The organism is Clostridium cavendishii DSM 21758 (assembly GCF_900141845.1).
GTDB classification, from domain to species: domain Bacteria; phylum Bacillota; class Clostridia; order Clostridiales; family Clostridiaceae; genus Clostridium_AG; species Clostridium_AG cavendishii.
Map to the genome: position 1 here is coordinate 16,578 of NZ_FQZB01000016.1, position 16,658 is coordinate 33,235.

Annotated in this window: 17 protein-coding genes; all 17 read left to right on the forward strand. The window is 30.0% G+C overall.

Going from position 1 to position 16,658, the window contains the following annotated elements; translation table 11 throughout:
• Positions 1 to 6: 6 nt before the first annotated feature.
• The 17 genes from dxr to dapG all read left to right on the forward strand — a co-directional run bounded on the left by dxr (position 7) and on the right by dapG (position 16,616).
• The gene (gene dxr / locus BUB01_RS17780) at positions 7 to 1,161 is read left to right on the forward strand and encodes a 1-deoxy-D-xylulose-5-phosphate reductoisomerase (RefSeq protein ID WP_072991258.1); all 1,155 of its coding nucleotides are present in this window, start codon (positions 7 to 9) and stop codon (positions 1,159 to 1,161) included.
• 12 nt (positions 1,162 to 1,173) lie between these two features.
• Positions 1,174 to 2,226, forward strand: a complete 1,053-nt coding sequence (gene rseP, locus BUB01_RS17785) for an RIP metalloprotease RseP (protein WP_072991261.1) — start codon at positions 1,174 to 1,176, stop codon at positions 2,224 to 2,226.
• An 11-nt stretch (positions 2,227 to 2,237) separates the two neighbouring features.
• On the forward strand, positions 2,238 to 3,287 hold the full coding sequence (gene ispG / locus BUB01_RS17790; RefSeq protein ID WP_072991264.1) for a flavodoxin-dependent (E)-4-hydroxy-3-methylbut-2-enyl-diphosphate synthase: 1,050 nt from the start codon (positions 2,238 to 2,240) through the stop codon (positions 3,285 to 3,287).
• 439 nt (positions 3,288 to 3,726) lie between these two features.
• On the forward strand, positions 3,727 to 4,194 hold the full coding sequence (gene rimP, locus BUB01_RS17795) for a ribosome maturation factor RimP (protein ID WP_072991267.1): 468 nt from the start codon (positions 3,727 to 3,729) through the stop codon (positions 4,192 to 4,194).
• 19 nt (positions 4,195 to 4,213) lie between these two features.
• Entirely contained in the window at positions 4,214 to 5,260 is a 1,047-nt protein-coding gene (gene nusA / locus BUB01_RS17800; protein WP_072991270.1) for a transcription termination factor NusA, read from the forward strand.
• A 21-nt stretch (positions 5,261 to 5,281) separates the two neighbouring features.
• Positions 5,282 to 5,548: an RNase P modulator RnpM gene (rnpM, locus tag BUB01_RS17805; protein ID WP_072991273.1), complete on the forward strand. Its 267-nt coding sequence runs from the start codon at positions 5,282 to 5,284 to the stop codon at positions 5,546 to 5,548.
• Complete coding sequence (locus BUB01_RS17810; protein WP_072991276.1) at positions 5,541 to 5,849, forward strand: 50S ribosomal protein L7ae-like protein; 309 nt, start codon at positions 5,541 to 5,543, stop codon at positions 5,847 to 5,849. The genes rnpM and BUB01_RS17810 overlap by 8 nt, the downstream gene beginning before the upstream one ends.
• Before the next feature lie 30 nt (positions 5,850 to 5,879).
• Positions 5,880 to 8,003 (forward strand): translation initiation factor IF-2, encoded by a 2,124-nt coding sequence (gene infB, locus BUB01_RS17815; protein WP_072991279.1) that lies wholly within the window; start codon positions 5,880 to 5,882, stop codon positions 8,001 to 8,003.
• Positions 8,004 to 8,018: 15 nt separating this feature from the next.
• Positions 8,019 to 8,369: a 30S ribosome-binding factor RbfA gene (gene rbfA / locus BUB01_RS17820; protein WP_072991282.1), complete on the forward strand. Its 351-nt coding sequence runs from the start codon at positions 8,019 to 8,021 to the stop codon at positions 8,367 to 8,369.
• Between the two features lie 4 nt (positions 8,370 to 8,373).
• Complete coding sequence (locus BUB01_RS17825; RefSeq protein ID WP_072991285.1) at positions 8,374 to 9,330, forward strand: DHH family phosphoesterase; 957 nt, start codon at positions 8,374 to 8,376, stop codon at positions 9,328 to 9,330.
• Positions 9,330 to 10,208, forward strand: a complete 879-nt coding sequence (gene truB, locus BUB01_RS17830) for a tRNA pseudouridine(55) synthase TruB (protein WP_072991288.1) — start codon at positions 9,330 to 9,332, stop codon at positions 10,206 to 10,208. The genes BUB01_RS17825 and truB overlap by 1 nt, the downstream gene beginning before the upstream one ends.
• A 12-nt stretch (positions 10,209 to 10,220) precedes the next feature.
• Positions 10,221 to 11,150 (forward strand): bifunctional riboflavin kinase/FAD synthetase, encoded by a 930-nt coding sequence (locus BUB01_RS17835; protein ID WP_072991291.1) that lies wholly within the window; start codon positions 10,221 to 10,223, stop codon positions 11,148 to 11,150.
• 120 nt (positions 11,151 to 11,270) lie between these two features.
• The gene (gene rpsO / locus BUB01_RS17840) at positions 11,271 to 11,534 is read left to right on the forward strand and encodes a 30S ribosomal protein S15 (RefSeq protein ID WP_072991294.1); all 264 of its coding nucleotides are present in this window, start codon (positions 11,271 to 11,273) and stop codon (positions 11,532 to 11,534) included.
• Between the two features lie 88 nt (positions 11,535 to 11,622).
• Positions 11,623 to 13,749, forward strand: coding sequence for a polyribonucleotide nucleotidyltransferase (locus BUB01_RS17845; RefSeq protein ID WP_072991297.1), 2,127 nt, complete (start codon positions 11,623 to 11,625; stop codon positions 13,747 to 13,749).
• 55 nt (positions 13,750 to 13,804) lie between these two features.
• Entirely contained in the window at positions 13,805 to 15,061 is a 1,257-nt protein-coding gene (locus BUB01_RS17850) for a M16 family metallopeptidase (RefSeq protein WP_072991300.1), read from the forward strand.
• A 56-nt stretch (positions 15,062 to 15,117) separates the two neighbouring features.
• Positions 15,118 to 15,396, forward strand: a complete 279-nt coding sequence (locus tag BUB01_RS17855) for a YlmC/YmxH family sporulation protein (protein WP_072991303.1) — start codon at positions 15,118 to 15,120, stop codon at positions 15,394 to 15,396.
• A gap of 23 nt (positions 15,397 to 15,419) precedes the next feature.
• Positions 15,420 to 16,616 carry an aspartate kinase gene (gene dapG, locus BUB01_RS17860; protein WP_072991307.1) on the forward strand — a complete coding sequence of 399 codons (1,197 nt, stop codon included), beginning with the start codon at positions 15,420 to 15,422 and terminating at the stop codon, positions 16,614 to 16,616.
• The last annotated feature ends 42 nt before the right edge of the window (positions 16,617 to 16,658 follow it).

Sequence of the window (16,658 nt, forward strand, 5' to 3'; positions counted from 1 at the left end):
AGAAATATGAGAAAAATTTCTATTTTGGGAGCTACTGGCTCAATTGGAACTCAAACATTAGAGGTACTTAGATTTCATAAGGGTGAGTTCGAGCTGCTTGGAATATCAGCACATAAAAGTGTAGATAAGGTTATAGGGATAGTCAAAGAATTCTCGCCAAAGGTTGTGGCTATTACGGAAAAAGAAGCTTATGAAGAGTTAAAAAATAGACTGATAAAGGAAGGTTTAAGTTGTAATTTAGTTTTTGGAATGGAGGGACTTAAAAAAGTTGCTTCATTAGATGAGGTAGATATGGTTGTAACTTCTGTAGTAGGTATGATAGGATTAGAACCAACCTTAGAAGCAATAAGACATAAAAAAGACATAGCCCTTGCTAATAAAGAAACTCTTGTTGTAGCTGGAGAGCTTATAATGAGGGAAGCAAAAAATTTTGGAGTTAAAATATTACCTGTAGATTCAGAACATAGTGCTATTTATCAATGTTTGCAGGGAAACGAAAATAATAAGATATCCAAGGTTATTCTAACCGCTTCAGGAGGTCCTTTTAGAGGGAAAAACTTAGAGTTTTTAAAATCAGTTAAGGTAGGAGATGCATTAAAGCATCCTAAATGGACTATGGGAGCTAAAATATCTATAGATTCATCTACTCTTATGAATAAGGGGTTAGAGGTAATAGAAGCACATTTTTTATTTAATTGTGACTATGACAATATTCAGGTAGTTGTACATCCGCAAAGTATTATTCATTCTATGGTAGAGTATACAGATGGAAGTGTAATAGCTCAACTTGGTACTACAGATATGAGGCTTGCTATACAATATGCTTTAAATTATAAGGAAAGAAAGGGGAACGTTGCTGGAAATCTTGACTTTTATAAACTTAAAGAGCTTACATTTGAAGAACCAGATTTTAAAACATTTAAATGTTTGGCATTAGCTTATAAAGCTGGTAAAATTGGAAAACTGTTACCAGCAATTATGAATGGTGCAAATGAAGCTTGTGTAGATTTATTTCTAAATGAAAAAATAAGATATTTAGATATTGTTAATACTATAGAAGAATGTATGGAAAATTTTGATTATAATAAAGAAGTTACCTTGGAAAATGTAATAAATATAGATAAGGAAGTTAGAAAATTTGTTTATTCAAAATGGAGTTAGGAGGATTTTTAAGTGTATATACTTTATGCAGTAATTGCTTTTAGTTTGCTTATTATAGTTCATGAGCTAGGACATTTTATTTTGGCTAAGTTAAATGGTGTAAAAGTTCATGAATTTGCGTTAGGAATGGGACCTAAGCTTTTTGGTTTTAAAATTGGGGAAACAGATTATAACCTTAGGATGCTTCCTATAGGTGGATATGTAGGAATGCTTGGAGAAACAGAAGAATCTGACGATCCCAGATCGCTAAATAAAAAGAAACCTCTTCAAAGATTTTGTGTAATGATTGCAGGAGTAGCTATGAATTATATTCTTGCAATATCATTATTTGCAATATTAGCTTATAACTTTGGATTTTCAAAATCTATAGTAAAAGATGTTAGAGATAATTCTCCAGCAAAAGAAGCTGGAATTAAAGCAGGTGATGAAATTTTAGGAGTTAATTCTCATAAAGTATATGTTGCAAATGATTTAGCATATGAAATACTTAGAACTAAAGGGAAGCCTATCGAAATAGAATATAAAAGTGGAGATCAGATATTTAAAAAGACAGTAACACCTAAGATGATGAAAATTCCTGAACAAGGAAAAGATGATGATTCTAAAAAAGAAGATAAGGAGTCATTGATAGTAGGTGTTAATTATGAATGGCTTAACAATCCTTCTGTTTTTGAGTCTATTAAATATGCTTCAAATGAAAATTTAAGTTTTATTAAGGAAACTTACCTTGGACTTAAGAATTTAATTACTGGTAAAGGAAATTTAAAAACGGATGTAGGAGGTCCGGTTACAATAATAAAAATGACAGGAGCTGCTGCAAAGGCGGGAGTTTGGAATTTAATGTGGTTAACAGCATTTATAAGTATTCAACTTGCAGTGCTTAACTTATTACCATTCCCACCGTTAGATGGAGGAAAAATTTTATTTGTACTTATAGAACTAATAAGTGGGAAAAAAGTTCCGAATAAGATTGCTGAATATGTAGAATTCATAGGACTTATGATTCTTTTTGGACTTATGATTCTAGTAACTTTAAAGGATGTGCTTTTTCCAATTAAAATATAGGAGAATTTGAGATGGAAAGAAAATTAACTAGAAAAGTAAAAGTAGGAGATATTTATGTTGGTGGCGATTTTAGAGTATCGGTTCAATCTATGACCAATACGGATACTAGAGATATAAAATCAACAGTTGAGCAAATAAAAAGACTTCAAGAGGCTGGATGTGATATAGTTAGGGTTGCAGTACCAGATATGGAAGCTGCAAGCGCTATAAGGGGGATAACAAGTGAAATAAGCATTCCACTTGTTGCGGATATTCATTTTGATTATAGGTTAGCCCTTGAATCGATTAAAAATGGGGTTTCAGCATTAAGAATAAACCCAGGTAATATAGGGAGTCGTGAAAGAGTTAAAATAGTAGCTGAGGCTGCCAAAGCTAAAAATATTCCAATAAGGATAGGTGTTAATTCAGGTTCTTTAGAAAAGGATCTTTTATTAAAATATAAAAAACCAACTCCAGAAGGTTTAGTTGAAAGTGCATTAAGACATGTTGAGATTTTAGAAGATATGAATTTTAATGATATAGTAATATCTATAAAATCTACAGAATTAGATACTATGATAAATAGTTATAGATTAATGTCAGAAAAAGTAAATTATCCACTTCATTTAGGTGTTACAGAAGCTGGAACACCATGGAGAGGAACTATAAAATCAAGTATAGGAATAGGAACACTTTTGGCCGAGGGAATAGGTGATACTATCAGAGTTTCTTTAACAGGTGATCCTGTTGAGGAAATAAAGGTTGGAAGGGAAATACTTAAAAACTTCGGAATGATAAAATCAGGTATTGAATTTATTTCATGCCCGACTTGTGGTAGAACTGAAATAGATTTAATTAGAATAGCAAATGAAGTAGAGGATAAATTATCTACTTGTCAAAAAAATATAAAAGTAGCTATAATGGGATGTGTGGTAAATGGTCCAGGAGAAGCAAGAGAAGCGGATCTTGGAATTGCTGGAGGAAAAGGTGAAGGCCTTATATTTAAAAAAGGTCAAATAATTAGAAAAGTTAAGGAAGAAGATTTAGTTAGTGAACTTATAAAGGAAATAGAAATGTATTAAAAATATATTATATTTATAAAGAAGTGCTTTTTCTGTTTTTTGTAGTTTATAAGTATAAAAATAATTAAAATATTTTGAAGTTAATACAAATTATAAATTAAGGAAAAATAGATTTAGGTAGAAACAGTGAAGTTTTTAAGGTTTTAATTTATTAAAAGTATAATGAAAATAAAAGATTAAATGTATTGTTAAACTAGGTTTAAAAGACTAATTAAATAAGTTTATTTGGTTAATATTAAAAATTACTTGTAATAAATAGATTACTGTGATAATATAAAAATACAGTATTACTAATAGCTAAAGTTTGAGAGTGGGCAAAGAAACCCGCTCTTTCTATTTGTAACGCAACTTATTTATAGTTGCGTTTTTGTATATCTGTAAATAGGTATATATATAATAGGAGATACTAAAATTAAATATAGTCATAAGGAGGTAAACTATGAATAAAGAAGCTTTAATTGAACAAATAAAAGTTTTAGCAAAACCTATAGTTGAAGGGCTTAACTATGAATTATATCATATAGAGTATGTTAAAGAAAATGACGAATATTATTTAAGAATATATATAGATAAGCCAGATAGAATTTCACTAAAAGATTGTGAAACTGTTAGTAGGCAAATAAGTGATATGTTGGATACTGAAGACCCTATAAAAGATCCATATTATTTAGAAATATCATCACCAGGGCTTAATAGAGGTTTATATACTGAAAAACACTACAAAAGATTTGTAGGAAGTTTAGTATTAATTAAACTTACAAAGTCACTTGAAGGAAAGAAAAGTATTACAGGTATTTTAGAGGCAGTTAATGAAGATTCATTAATTATAAAAGAGCAAGAAACAGAATTAGAAATCTGTGTTCCTAAAGACAAAATTAAAACAGTTAACCTTGAAGGGGAGATTTAACAAGGAGGGTATTAAAAAAATGAATGAAGAATTTATAGGAGCATTGAGAGAAATAGTTAAAGAAAAAGGAATAAGTGCAGATGCATTATTTGAAACTATTGATGAAGCTTTAGTTGCAGCTTATAAAAAAAATTATGCTGCAGTAGGATCATCAGCTCAAAATGTAAGAATAAGCCTAAATAGAGATAATGGAGAAATTCATGTTTATTCTCAAAAAGTAGTAGTAGAAGATGTATATGATGATGTTACTGAAATAAGGTTAGAAGATGCAAAACAAATAAAACCTATCTATGACTTAGATGATATTGTTGAGATAGAAGTAACACCTAAAAATTTTGGAAGGGTTGCGGCTCAACTTGCTAAGCAAATGGTTGTTCAAAGAATAAAAGAGGCTGAAAGAAATATAATATATAATGAATTTATAGAAAAAGAATTTGATATTATAACAGGAACAGTTATAAGAAAAGATAAGGGAAATGTTTTTATTGATTTAGGAAGAATAGAAGCTATTCTTGGACAAAATGAACAAATGCCAGGTGAAGATTATAACTTTAATGAAAAATTAAAATTATATATAGTTGAAGTTAAAAATACATCTAAAGGTGCACAAGTTTTAGTTTCAAGAACCCATCCAGGTCTTGTGAAAAGATTATTTGAATTAGAAGTTCCTGAAATATTTGAAGGTGTAGTTGAAGTGAAGTCAATTTCTAGGGAAGCTGGTTCAAGAACTAAAATAGCTGTATATTCTACAGATGAATCTATAGATCCTATGGGTGCATGTGTTGGTCCTAAAGGTGTAAGAGTTCAAAATATAGTAAATGAACTAAAAAATGAAAAGATAGATATAATAAAATGGAGTAAACTTCCAGAGGTGTATATATCAAATGCTTTAAGTCCAGCTAAAGTTTTAGAAGTAGAGGTTGATGAAGAAAGCAAATCAGCTAAAGTTATAGTTGATGATAATCAATTATCTTTAGCTATAGGTAAAGAAGGCCAAAATGTAAGACTTGCAGCTAAGCTTACAGGATGGAAAATAGATATAAAAAGTAAATCTCAAGTAGAATAAATTTAATTAGGAGGTTTTTAGATGAAGACTAAAAAAATTCCTATGAGAATGTGTAATGGCTGCATGGAGATGAAACCAAAAAAGGAATTAATTAGAGTTGTAAAAAGTCCTGAAGGTGAAGTATCTGTTGATTTAACAGGGAAAAAATCAGGAAGAGGAGCTTATGTTTGTAAGAACATAGAGTGTTTAGAAAAAGCTTTTAAAGCTAAAAGACTAAATAAGAATCTTGAAACTAATATTGATGAAACGATATATTCAAGGTTAAGGGAAGAGATAATAAATGAATAATAAATTCCTTCAATTTTTAGGAATGGTTAAGCGTTCAGGTAATTTACTTGAAGGATATAATCGTTGCGAAGAGGTTATGAGTAAAAAGAAAATATATTTATTTATATTTTCTACAGAAGTATCTCCTAAAACTAAAGATAAATTTGTTAAATATTGCAAAGAGCAAAATATTCCATACGTGGATTGCTTCTCAAAAAATGAGTTAGGATTTATATTAGGTAGAACTGAAATCAACGTACTGGGAGTTGTAGATGGCAATATGGCAAAAAAGCTGTTGTCACTTTGTGATGATATTAAATAAATTCATCTATAATTTTTCGGGGGTGAGTATATGTCAAAAATTAGAGTATATGAACTTGCTAAGGAGCTTGGAGTATCAAGTAAAGACTTAATAAATATTTTAATGGATCAATTCAGCGTTGAAGTTAAAAATCACATGAGTGTAATAGAAAATGAGGATGCTGAACTAATAAAAGAACTTTTATCAAATAAAGGTGAAGCTGTAACTAAGGATGAAGAAGAAACTTCTAATAAAACTTCAAATGAAACTGTAGAAAAACAAGAAAATATTGTTCAAGAATATGAAGAAATGACTTTCAAAGAAGCTGATAAAGCTTCTAAGAAAAATAAGAAGAGGAAAAAGAAAGGCTCTTTAGATGAAATTCATGAAGAAGATGAAAAAGATTCGTCTAAAGAGAATGGTGATATCATAGAAATCGGAAATACTATAACAGTAAAAGAATTAGCAGAAAAGTTAGAAAAGCCAACTAATGAAGTAATAAAAACACTTATCTTTACTGGTGTTATGGCAGCTATAAATCAAGAAATTGATTTTGAAACAGCTCAAAAGGTTGCAGAAAAATTTGAAGTTGTTTTAGAAAGAAAAGAAGAAGAAGCAGTTTTAGAAGAAGTTGAAGAAGAAATTGAATTAGAAGAAAATTTAGAAAAGAGACCTCCTATAGTTACAGTTATGGGTCACGTTGACCATGGTAAGACATCTTTATTAGATGCTATAAGAAAAGCTAAAGTTACTGAATCAGAAGCAGGTGGAATAACTCAACATATAGGTGCATATACAGTTAATGTAAATGGAGAAAAAGTTACATTCTTAGATACACCAGGACATGAAGCTTTTACAGCTATGAGAGCTAGAGGGGCTCAAGTTACTGATGTTGTTATATTAGTTGTTGCTGCAGATGATGGTATAATGCCTCAAACTGTTGAAGCTATAAATCACTGTAAAGCTGCAAATGTACCTATGGTAGTTGCAATAAATAAGATGGATAGACCTGGAGCTAATCCAGATAGAGTAAAACAAGAATTAACTGAGCATGGTTTAGTTGCTGAAGACTGGGGTGGAGATGTAGTTTGTGTTCCAGTATCAGCTAAAACTCATGAAAATTTAGATACTTTATTAGAGATGGTTGTTCTTACTGCAGAAATGTTAGAACTTAAAGCAAATCCTAATAGAAATGCAAAAGGAACAGTAGTTGAAGCTAAACTTGATAAAGGTAGAGGAGCAGTTGCTTCATTATTAATTCAAAGTGGTACACTTCGTGCTGGTGATGCAATAGTAGTTGGTTCTACTTACGGTAGAATAAGAGCTATGTTCGATGATAAAGGAAGAAAGATAAAATCAGCAGGTCCGTCAATACCTGTAGAAATATTAGGCCTTTCAGATGTACCAGCAGCTGGTGATAGATTCCACATGGTTAAAGATGAAAAGACTGCTAGACAAATGGCTGAAACAAGAAAAGAAAAAGAAAGACAAGAAGGTTTTAATTCAAGTCATAGAGTATCTTTAGAAGATCTTTATAGTCAAATTAAAGAAGGTAAAGTTAAAGAACTTTCAATTATAGTAAAAGCTGATGTTCAAGGTTCAGTTGAAGCTATAAAAGCCTCTCTTGAAAAATTAAGCACTGATGATGTAAAAGTTAGAGTTATACATGGAGCAGTTGGTGCAATATCAGAAACAGATGTTACACTTGCAACTGCATCAAATGCTATACTTATAGGTTTTAATGTAAGACCTAATGAAAATGCAATAACAGCTGCTGAAAAAGAAAAAGTAGACATAAAAACATATAGAGTAATCTATGATGCTATAGAAGATGTTAAATCTGCTATGATAGGTATGCTTGAACCAGAATATAAGGAAGTTGTATTAGGAAGTGCAGAAATAAGACAAATTTACAAACTTTCTTCAGTTGGAACTATAGCTGGTTGTTATGTTTTAAAAGGTAAGATAGTAAGAAATGCTGAAATAAGATTAGTTAGAGAGGGAATAGTAATACTTGAATCTAAATTATCTTCACTTAAGAGATTTAAAGATGATGCAAAGGAAGTCAATGCTGGTTATGAATGTGGCTTAAGTATTGAAAAGTTCAATGACCTTAAAGAAGGAGATATTATTGAAGCCTTTGCAATGGAGACAATTGCCAGAAAAGAACTGTAAAAGAGGTGGAAAAACATGGCAAATTATAGAGGTGGACGTATAAACGAAGAAGTTAGAAAAGAAGTTAGTGATATTATAAGAAATGGCATAAAAGATCCAAGAATGACTGCCATGATTAGTGTTACAGATGTTAAAGTTACAAAAGACTTAAGATATGCAAAAGTATATGTAAGTGTTTTTGGTAAAAATGAGACTGAGAAAACAGAATCTTTTGGAGCTTTAAAAAGTTCAGCTTCCTTTGTTAGAAAAGAAATTGGTCAGAGAATCAATTTAAGATATACTCCAGAAATTATATTTGAGCTTGACGATTCTATAGAGCATGGTATGCATATAGATGCGTTATTAAACAAAATAAAGGAGAAATAAACTTATGGAATTACGTGATATTTGTAAAATTATTTTAGATTTTAATAAAATCGGAATAACATATCATGTTTCTCCAGATGGTGATGCCTTAGGTAGTGTTCTTGCACTACTTCAGGCCCTTAGAAAGTATGGGAAAGAAGCTTATGTTATCTCCAAGGATTTGGTGGCAGATAACCTAAGCTTTCTGCCTTATACAGAGGAAATAACTGGAGAAATAACAAGTCCTACTGAAGATACAGGTGTTGTTATAGTTTTAGACTGTGGAAATGAGGAAAGAATTTCAGCAGATTTAGAAAATTATAAGGGAAAAGTTATAAATATAGATCATCATTTATCAAACGATAATTATGGTGATTTTAATTATATTGATACAGAAGCAGCTGCTACAGCTGAAATAATTTATTTGTTATTGCAAGAAATGGCTGTTAAAGTTGATGATAGTATAGGCAAATGTTTATATACATCATTAGTAACAGATACAGGTTCTTTTAGACATTCTAATGCTACAAAAAGAACTCATATTATAACTTCTAAATTAGTAGATTTAGGGTTTGACCATTCAGCAGTCCATAGTAATCTTTTTGATAATAAATCTTATGCAAAAGTTAAACTTTTAGGTGCTGTAATAAACGATATGGAATTAAATTTAAATGATAAAGTAGCTGTAATGATGGTAACAGACGAACTTATTAAGAAATGTAATGCTGAAAATGATGATTCTTCAGATATAGTTTCTACTGGTCTTCAAATAAAAGGGGTAGAAGTTTCTATGGTGTTAAAAGAATCTGAAAAAGGAATAAAGGTAAGTCTTAGAGCTAAAAATGATGTTGATGTCAGAAAAATTGCGGAAATTTTTGGTGGCGGTGGACATACAAAGGCATCTGGTATTCTAATTAAAAATTTAAGTATATTAGAAGCAAGGGATAAAATATTATTTGAATTAGAAAAAGAGTTGATATAATGAATGGTGTAATAAATATTTTAAAACCCAAAGGAATAACATCTTTTGACGCAGTTTTTAAAGTTAGAAAAGCTGCTAAGACAAAAAAGGTAGGGCATACAGGAACTTTAGATCCAGAGGCATCTGGTGTTTTACCCATATGTATAGGTAAAGCCACAAAAATAATAGATTATATTATGGAAAATAGAAAGACATATCATGTAACCTATAAGTTAGGTGTTGTTACAGATACTTATGATTTAGAAGGCAAGATTCTTAAGGAGACAGAGTGGAGTCATATAAATGAAGAAGATGTCTTAAAGACAATAGATAGTTTTAAAGGTGATATAATGCAGATTCCGCCTATGTATTCAGCTTTGAAGCAAAATGGTGTAAGGCTTTATACCCTAGCAAGACAGGGAATAGAGGTAGAAAGAGAAGCAAGACCAGTAACAATATATAATATAGAAGATATTATGATAAATCTTCCATATATATCTATGAGTGTTACTTGCTCAAAAGGTACTTACATAAGAAGCCTTTGTTATGATATAGGTAAAAAGCTAGGAGTGGGAGCAACTATGACTGAGCTTAGAAGGACAGCAAATGGAGTGTTTAGAGAAGAAAAAGCTATTGATGTAAATTTGCTTACTGAAGAGAATATAGATTCCTATATTATTTCTATAGAAGATGCGTTAGATAGTTTTGATAAATTATATGTTAATGCTGGTTTTGATAAATTGCTTATAAATGGTGTTAAGGTACAGGATAGAAGGTTAACAAATACAAAAATAGTTGAAAATAAACTTTATAGGGTTTATGATAAAAATGAAACCTTTTTAGGGCTTGGAAAGGCTAGTAAGGAAGGGTTTAAGTTAGAGAAGTTATTAAAAGAGTAGAGGTAAATATCAATGATTTTATTTGATGGTACTTATAATAATGAAATATTTAAGGAAACTTATATAGCATTAGGTAGCTTTGATGGTCTTCATAAAGGACATTTAACTCTTATAAATAAAGCAATTGAATTAAGTAAAGAAAATAATTGTCAAAGTATGGTTTATACATTTAAAAATCATCCATTAAATCTTGTGAATAAAGATATAGCGCCTAAACTTATTATGGATAATAAAACTAAGGTAGAAGTTTTAGAAAAGCTAGGTATAGATATTGTTTGCCTTATAGATTTTACAAAAGAATTTATGCAAATAGAGCCAAAAGATTTTGTGAAAATGCTTCTTGAAAAGTATAATGCAAAGGGATTAGTAGTGGGATTTAATTATAAATTTGGGCATAAAAATAAGGGTGATGTAAATTTACTTAAGGAATTAAGTAAACAGCTAGGATTTGAACTATATATTATGAAAGCTTATAAATCAGAAGAGGATATAATAAGTTCAACTAAAATAAGAAACTTGATTTCAAATGCTGATATAGGGGAAGCTAACGAGATGTTAGAAAGAAAATTTCTTTTAAGAGGAATTGTAGTACATGGTAAAAAGAATGGAAGAACATTAGGGTTTCCAACTGCAAATATAAAAATAGACGAAGATATTATACTTCCAAAACTTGGAGTATATTATACTAATGTAGAATACGATAAAAAAATATACAAAGGTATAACTTCAGTAGGTTTAAATCCTACGTTTTATGGTAAAACTGTAACAGTGGAAACATATATTTTAGATTTTGATAAATTTATTTATGGGGATGAATTGAAAGTGTATTTTATTGAAAGAATAAGAGATAATGAAAAGTATGATTCTTTAACCGCTCTAAAAGAACAGCTTTTTAAAGATAAAGAATTTGCAGAAACAAGAAAATTACAAATTTCTTTATAATATTTATTTACAAAAAAAAATACATTTGATATAATAAGCCTTGAAGAACCTAGTCCTAAGATATAAGGGTTGCCGTCTTTATTCTTGGAATTAGGCGATAATTTTTGGAGGTGCACGATAATGGATAAGGCAAAAAAACAAGAAATTATAGTTAAATACGGAAGACACGAAGGAGACACTGGTTCACCAGAAGTTCAAATCGCGTTATTAACTGAAAGAATCAACTATTTAACTGATCACTTAAGAACTCACAAGAAAGACCATCACTCAAGAAGAGGTCTTTTAATGATGGTTGGACAAAGAAGAGGTCTTTTAAATTACTTACAAGAACAAGATATCGAAAGATACAGAACTATAATAGCACAATTAGGTTTAAGAAGATAATTAATAGAGCGGGTTTTACCGCTCTATTATTTTAAAAATATTAAATTTGCTAAAATTTAGTTTTTTGATACCGAAAGGAGGTATTTAAATGAATAAAGTTCATGAAACAGTTATTGCCGGAAGAACTCTTAAAGTTGAATTCGGTAAAATAGGTATGTTATCAGATGCGGCAACATTAATGAGCTATGGTGACACAGTAATATTAACTAATGCAAATATATCAGAATCACCAAGGGATGGTATAGACTTTTTTCCTTTAAGTGTTGAATATGAGGAAAGACTTTATGCTGTAGGTAAGATACCAGGAGGTTTTATAAAAAGAGAAGGAAGACCTTCAGAAAAAGCTATCTTAAATGGTAGAGCGGTAGATAGAACCATAAGACCGTTATTTAAAAAAGGGCTTAGAAATGATGTTCAAGTAGTTTGTACAGTTGTTTCTGTAGAAAATGATAATCTACCTGAAATTTTAGCTGTAAATGCAGCTTCAACAGCATTATGTCTGTCAAGTATACCATACACAACGCCAGTAGCAGCTGTTCAAGTAGCGCTTATAGACAATAAATTTGTTGTAAATCCAGTGGCTAAAGAAAGAGAAGTTAGTGAACTTTTCTTAACAGTTTGTGCAACTAGAGAAAAAGTTGTTATGATAGAAGCAGGTGGAAATGAAATTCCAGAAGAGCAAATGATATCAGCTATAGATTTTGGTTTTGATGAATGTCAAAAGATAATAGATTTTCAAGAAGAAGCTATGAAGCTTATGGGAAAAGAAAAGAAAGAAGTTGAACTTTTCCATGTTGATGAAACATTAGAAAAAGAAATAAATGATTTTGCTTATGATATGATAAAAACTGCAATGTATATAAAAGAAAAAGATGAAAGAAATGCAGCTATGGATGAAGTAAAGCTAAAAATAGCTGAACAATTTGCAGAGAAATATGAAGAAAATAAGAGTGATATAGGTGAAATAATATATGGAATACAAAAAGAAGTTGTAAGATATATGTTATTAAAAGATAAGAGAAGACCAGATGGAAGAAAATTTGATGAGGTAAGACCTATATCTTGTGAAGTTTCATTACTTCCAAGGACTCATGGAACAGGACTTTTCACTAGAGGACTTACTCAAGTTATGACAGTTGCAACATTAGGTGCAGTTGGAGATATACAAATTCTTGATGGTATAAGTGAAGAAGAATCTAAAAGGTATATGCATCATTATAATTTCCCAGCTTATAGCGTAGGAGAAGTTAGACCGCTAAGAGGTCCAGGTAGAAGAGAAATAGGTCATGGAGCTTTAGCTGAAAGAGCGTTAGAACCATTAATACCTTCAGAAGATGAATTCCCATATACTATAAGACTTGTATCAGAAGTTTTAAGTTCGAACGGTTCAACTTCGCAAGCATCTGTTTGTGGTAGTACATTAGCACTTTTAGATGCAGGGGTTCCACTAAAAAGACCGGCAGCAGGTATTGCTATGGGACTTATAACATCAGAAGACCTAACTGAAGAAGAAGTTTTAACTGATATTCAAGGAATAGAAGATTTCTTTGGAGATATGGACTTTAAGGTAGCTGGAACAGTAGAAGGTATAACTTCAATTCAAGTTGATACTAAGCTTACTGGTTTATCAAAAAATGTTATAAGAAATGCTATAATTGATGCAAGAAAAGCAAGACTTATGATTTTAGATAAGATACATGAATGCATTCCGGGACCAAGAGAAGAAGTTTCAGAATATGCTCCAAAAACATCAACACTTCAAATTGATCCAGAAAAAATAAGAGATGTAATAGGTGCTGGTGGTAAGGTTATAAATAAAATAATTGCAGACACTGGTGTTAAGATTGACATAAAAGAAGATGGTAAAGTATTTGTTTCATCATCTGATTCAAAAGGTGTTAAGGATGCAATTAAAATAATAGAAGGTTTAACAAAGGAAGTTAAAGCGGGAGAAATATACCTAGGAAAAGTAACTAAAATAGCTACGTTTGGTGCTTTTGTTGAAATATTACCAAGCAAAGAAGGTTTAGTTCATATTTCTAAACTTGATGCAAATAGGGTTAATAAGGTTGAAGATATAGTATCTGTTGGAGATGAGATATTAGTTAAAGTAACCGAAATAGACTCTCAAGGTAGAATAAATCTTTCAAGAAAAGATGCTATAAAAGATTCAGAAGAAAACAAAGACGAATCTAACAAAGAAGAAGCTAAATAGGATAGAAGGGCAAATTAACTTGCCTTTTTATTTTTTTATCTAAAAGGAGGTTTAAATGTATAATTTATATACCCTTAAAAATGGATTAAGAATTGTTACTGAGTATATAGAACATGTGAATTCTATAAGTGTAGGACTTTTTGTGGAAAATGGTTCTAGAAATGAAACTGAAGTTGAAAACGGTATATCTCATTTTATAGAACATATGCTTTTTAAAGGAACTAAGAATAGATCTGCTAAGAAATTAGTAGAAGAAATAGAGAATGTAGGTGGGCAATTAAATGCTTATACAAGTAAAGAATCTACATGCTATTATGTTAAATCTTTAGATACTCATATAGATCTTTGTTTAGATATAATTTCGGATATGTTATTTAATAGTGTTTTTAATGAGGAAGAAATAGAAAAAGAGAAAAGAGTAGTAAATGAAGAAATAAATATGAGTGAAGATACACCAGAAGAAGTTTTGACAGATCTTCATGCAAAGGCGGTTTTTGGAGAAGATTCTTTAGCATATCCTATATTAGGTTATGAAGAAAATATTAATTCCTTTAGTAGAAAAGACATAATAGATTATTTAAGTAGATACTATACTCCTACTAATTCTGTTATATCAATTTGTGGTAAGTTTAATCAAAAAGATATAGAAGCCTTAGTAGATAAATATTTTGGTGTATGGGAAAATAAAAATAATGTACATATTAAATATTCAATTCCTAGACAAGAGAAATTTTATCTAGGTGAAGATAAAAAGATAGAACAGTTACATGTAAATCTAGGACTTAAAGGTACAGCGTTAGGTGATGATAGAGGATATTCTTTGATACTTTTAAACAACATATTAGGTGGAGGAGCTTCTTCTATATTATTTCAAAAATTAAGAGAAGATTTGGGTGCATGCTATTCAGTATATTCATATTTATTAGCTTATAAAAATATAGGAGTTTTAAATATATATGCAGGGCTTGGACCTAGTTATGCTAAAGTTGCATTAGAAGAAACAAGAGATATACTTTCAAAATTTTCAATAAATGATATAAACCATGAAAGCTTATTAATAAATAAAGAAAAAATCAAAGCAAGTTATATATTAGGGTTAGAAAGTACTAGTAGTCGTATGTTTAGTAATGGTAAGTCTATGTTGTTTTTAAATAAAATAAGTACTCCAGATAAAATAATAGAAAAGATAGATAATATAGATTTAGAGAGTATCGAAGAAGTATATTTAGATTGTATAAAGCCTGGCGTAATGAATGGAGCTTTTGTAGGGCATAATGTAAATGTAGAGGAGCTTAAAAACTTAATAAAATAAATATCATAAATCCCACATCTTTATCATAACTTAAATGGTAAAGGAGGGATTTTTTTATGAGTAATAATATAAAAATGTTGAGTGAAATGGAGAGATATGAGATAATAAATGTTAATGATGGTGAAAAATATAATGCACTATCAAATAATGATATAGTTTTTGATGAAGAAGGGAATTTAAAACTTTTAGTTATTCATATGCAATCAAGCAAATTTAGTTTTTTTGATAAAGGTAGTGAATTCTTAGAAATTCCTTGGGAGTATGTAAAAAAAATAGGTTCGAAAACTATTATATTAGATGTAGAAGAAGATATGATTAAACGAAGTAAACTTTAGGTGAAGTCAAGAGGAGTGGTATTTTGGATATTATTATACAAAAGTTTGGAGGAACATCAGTATCTAGTAAAGAAAGAAGAAGTATGGCTATAAATAAAATTAAAAAGGCTATAGATGATGGATTTGCTCCTGTAGTTGTAGTATCTGCAATGGGAAGAAAGGGTGAACCATATGCAACAGACACATTACTTTCCCTTTTAGATGAAGATTTTAAAAATGAAAATAAATTAGCTTCTGATCTTATAGTTTGTTGTGGAGAAATTATAAGTAGTGTAGTTATGTGTAATGAACTTAAGAATAGAGGCATAGAAGCAGTTCCTTTAACTGGAGGACAAGCTGGTATATTAACAGATAGTTCTTATACTAGCGCTTCGCTTATACACACGAATCCTAAAAATATAAAGGAAATATTAAATGAGGGAAAAGTACCTGTTGTTACTGGGTTCCAAGGAGTAGATTCTAATGGATTTCTTACTACATTAGGTAGAGGAGGTAGTGATACATCTGCTTCAATACTTGGAGTATCACTTAATGCTAAAGAAATACAAATATATACAGATGTAGATGGTATGATGACAGCAGATCCTAGAATAGTAGAGAAAGCAGAGGTTATAGATAAGATAAGTTATAATGAAGTATTTCAATTAGCTGATCAAGGTGCTAAGGTTATACATCCTAAGGCAGTAGAAATGGCTATGAAAGGCAATATACCACTAGTAATAAAGAACACTATGTCAGATGCTGTTGGTACTGTTATAGATGTTATGGGAAATACAGAATCCAAAAATTATATAGTAGGTATAACTTATCAGGATAATAGGCTTCAAGTTACTATAAATAAGTCTTCTAATGGAAATAATGAAGGGTATAAACATATATTAGATACCTTGGCTAATAATAACATAAGTTTAGATCTTATAAATATTTTTCCAAATGAAAAAATATTTACAGTTGATGCGGTGGATAGGGAATTATTAATAAGTACATTGAAAAATGAAGGTCTTAATTTTGAAATAAGAGAAAAATTAAGTAAAATAGCTGTTGTAGGTTCAAAAATGAAAGGAATACCTGGAGTTATGGCTAAGATATTAAATGCTTTGGATAAAGAAAATATTGAGGTTTTACAAACAGCAGACTCACATATGACTATTTGGTGTTTAATAGAAGATGATAAAGTAGCAAAAGCTATTAATTCAATTCATAAAGTTTTTTTAGAATAGTATATCTAGAATAATAATAAACCTTTATGTACAAAATATCTT

Coding starts and splice junctions, on each gene's coding strand:
- dxr (WP_072991258.1), top strand. CDS start 7: ATGAGAAAAATTTCTATTTTGGGAGCTACTGGCTCAATTGGAACTCAA.
- ispG (WP_072991264.1), top strand. CDS start 2,238: ATGGAAAGAAAATTAACTAGAAAAGTAAAAGTAGGAGATATTTATGTT.
- rimP (WP_072991267.1), top strand. CDS start 3,727: ATGAATAAAGAAGCTTTAATTGAACAAATAAAAGTTTTAGCAAAACCT.
- nusA (WP_072991270.1), top strand. CDS start 4,214: ATGAATGAAGAATTTATAGGAGCATTGAGAGAAATAGTTAAAGAAAAA.
- rnpM (WP_072991273.1), top strand. CDS start 5,282: ATGAAGACTAAAAAAATTCCTATGAGAATGTGTAATGGCTGCATGGAG.
- BUB01_RS17810 (WP_072991276.1), top strand. CDS start 5,541: ATGAATAATAAATTCCTTCAATTTTTAGGAATGGTTAAGCGTTCAGGT.
- infB (WP_072991279.1), top strand. CDS start 5,880: ATGTCAAAAATTAGAGTATATGAACTTGCTAAGGAGCTTGGAGTATCA.
- rbfA (WP_072991282.1), top strand. CDS start 8,019: ATGGCAAATTATAGAGGTGGACGTATAAACGAAGAAGTTAGAAAAGAA.
- BUB01_RS17825 (WP_072991285.1), top strand. CDS start 8,374: ATGGAATTACGTGATATTTGTAAAATTATTTTAGATTTTAATAAAATC.
- truB (WP_072991288.1), top strand. CDS start 9,330: ATGAATGGTGTAATAAATATTTTAAAACCCAAAGGAATAACATCTTTT.
- BUB01_RS17835 (WP_072991291.1), top strand. CDS start 10,221: ATGATTTTATTTGATGGTACTTATAATAATGAAATATTTAAGGAAACT.
- rpsO (WP_072991294.1), top strand. CDS start 11,271: ATGGATAAGGCAAAAAAACAAGAAATTATAGTTAAATACGGAAGACAC.
- BUB01_RS17845 (WP_072991297.1), top strand. CDS start 11,623: ATGAATAAAGTTCATGAAACAGTTATTGCCGGAAGAACTCTTAAAGTT.
- BUB01_RS17850 (WP_072991300.1), top strand. CDS start 13,805: ATGTATAATTTATATACCCTTAAAAATGGATTAAGAATTGTTACTGAG.
- BUB01_RS17855 (WP_072991303.1), top strand. CDS start 15,118: ATGAGTAATAATATAAAAATGTTGAGTGAAATGGAGAGATATGAGATA.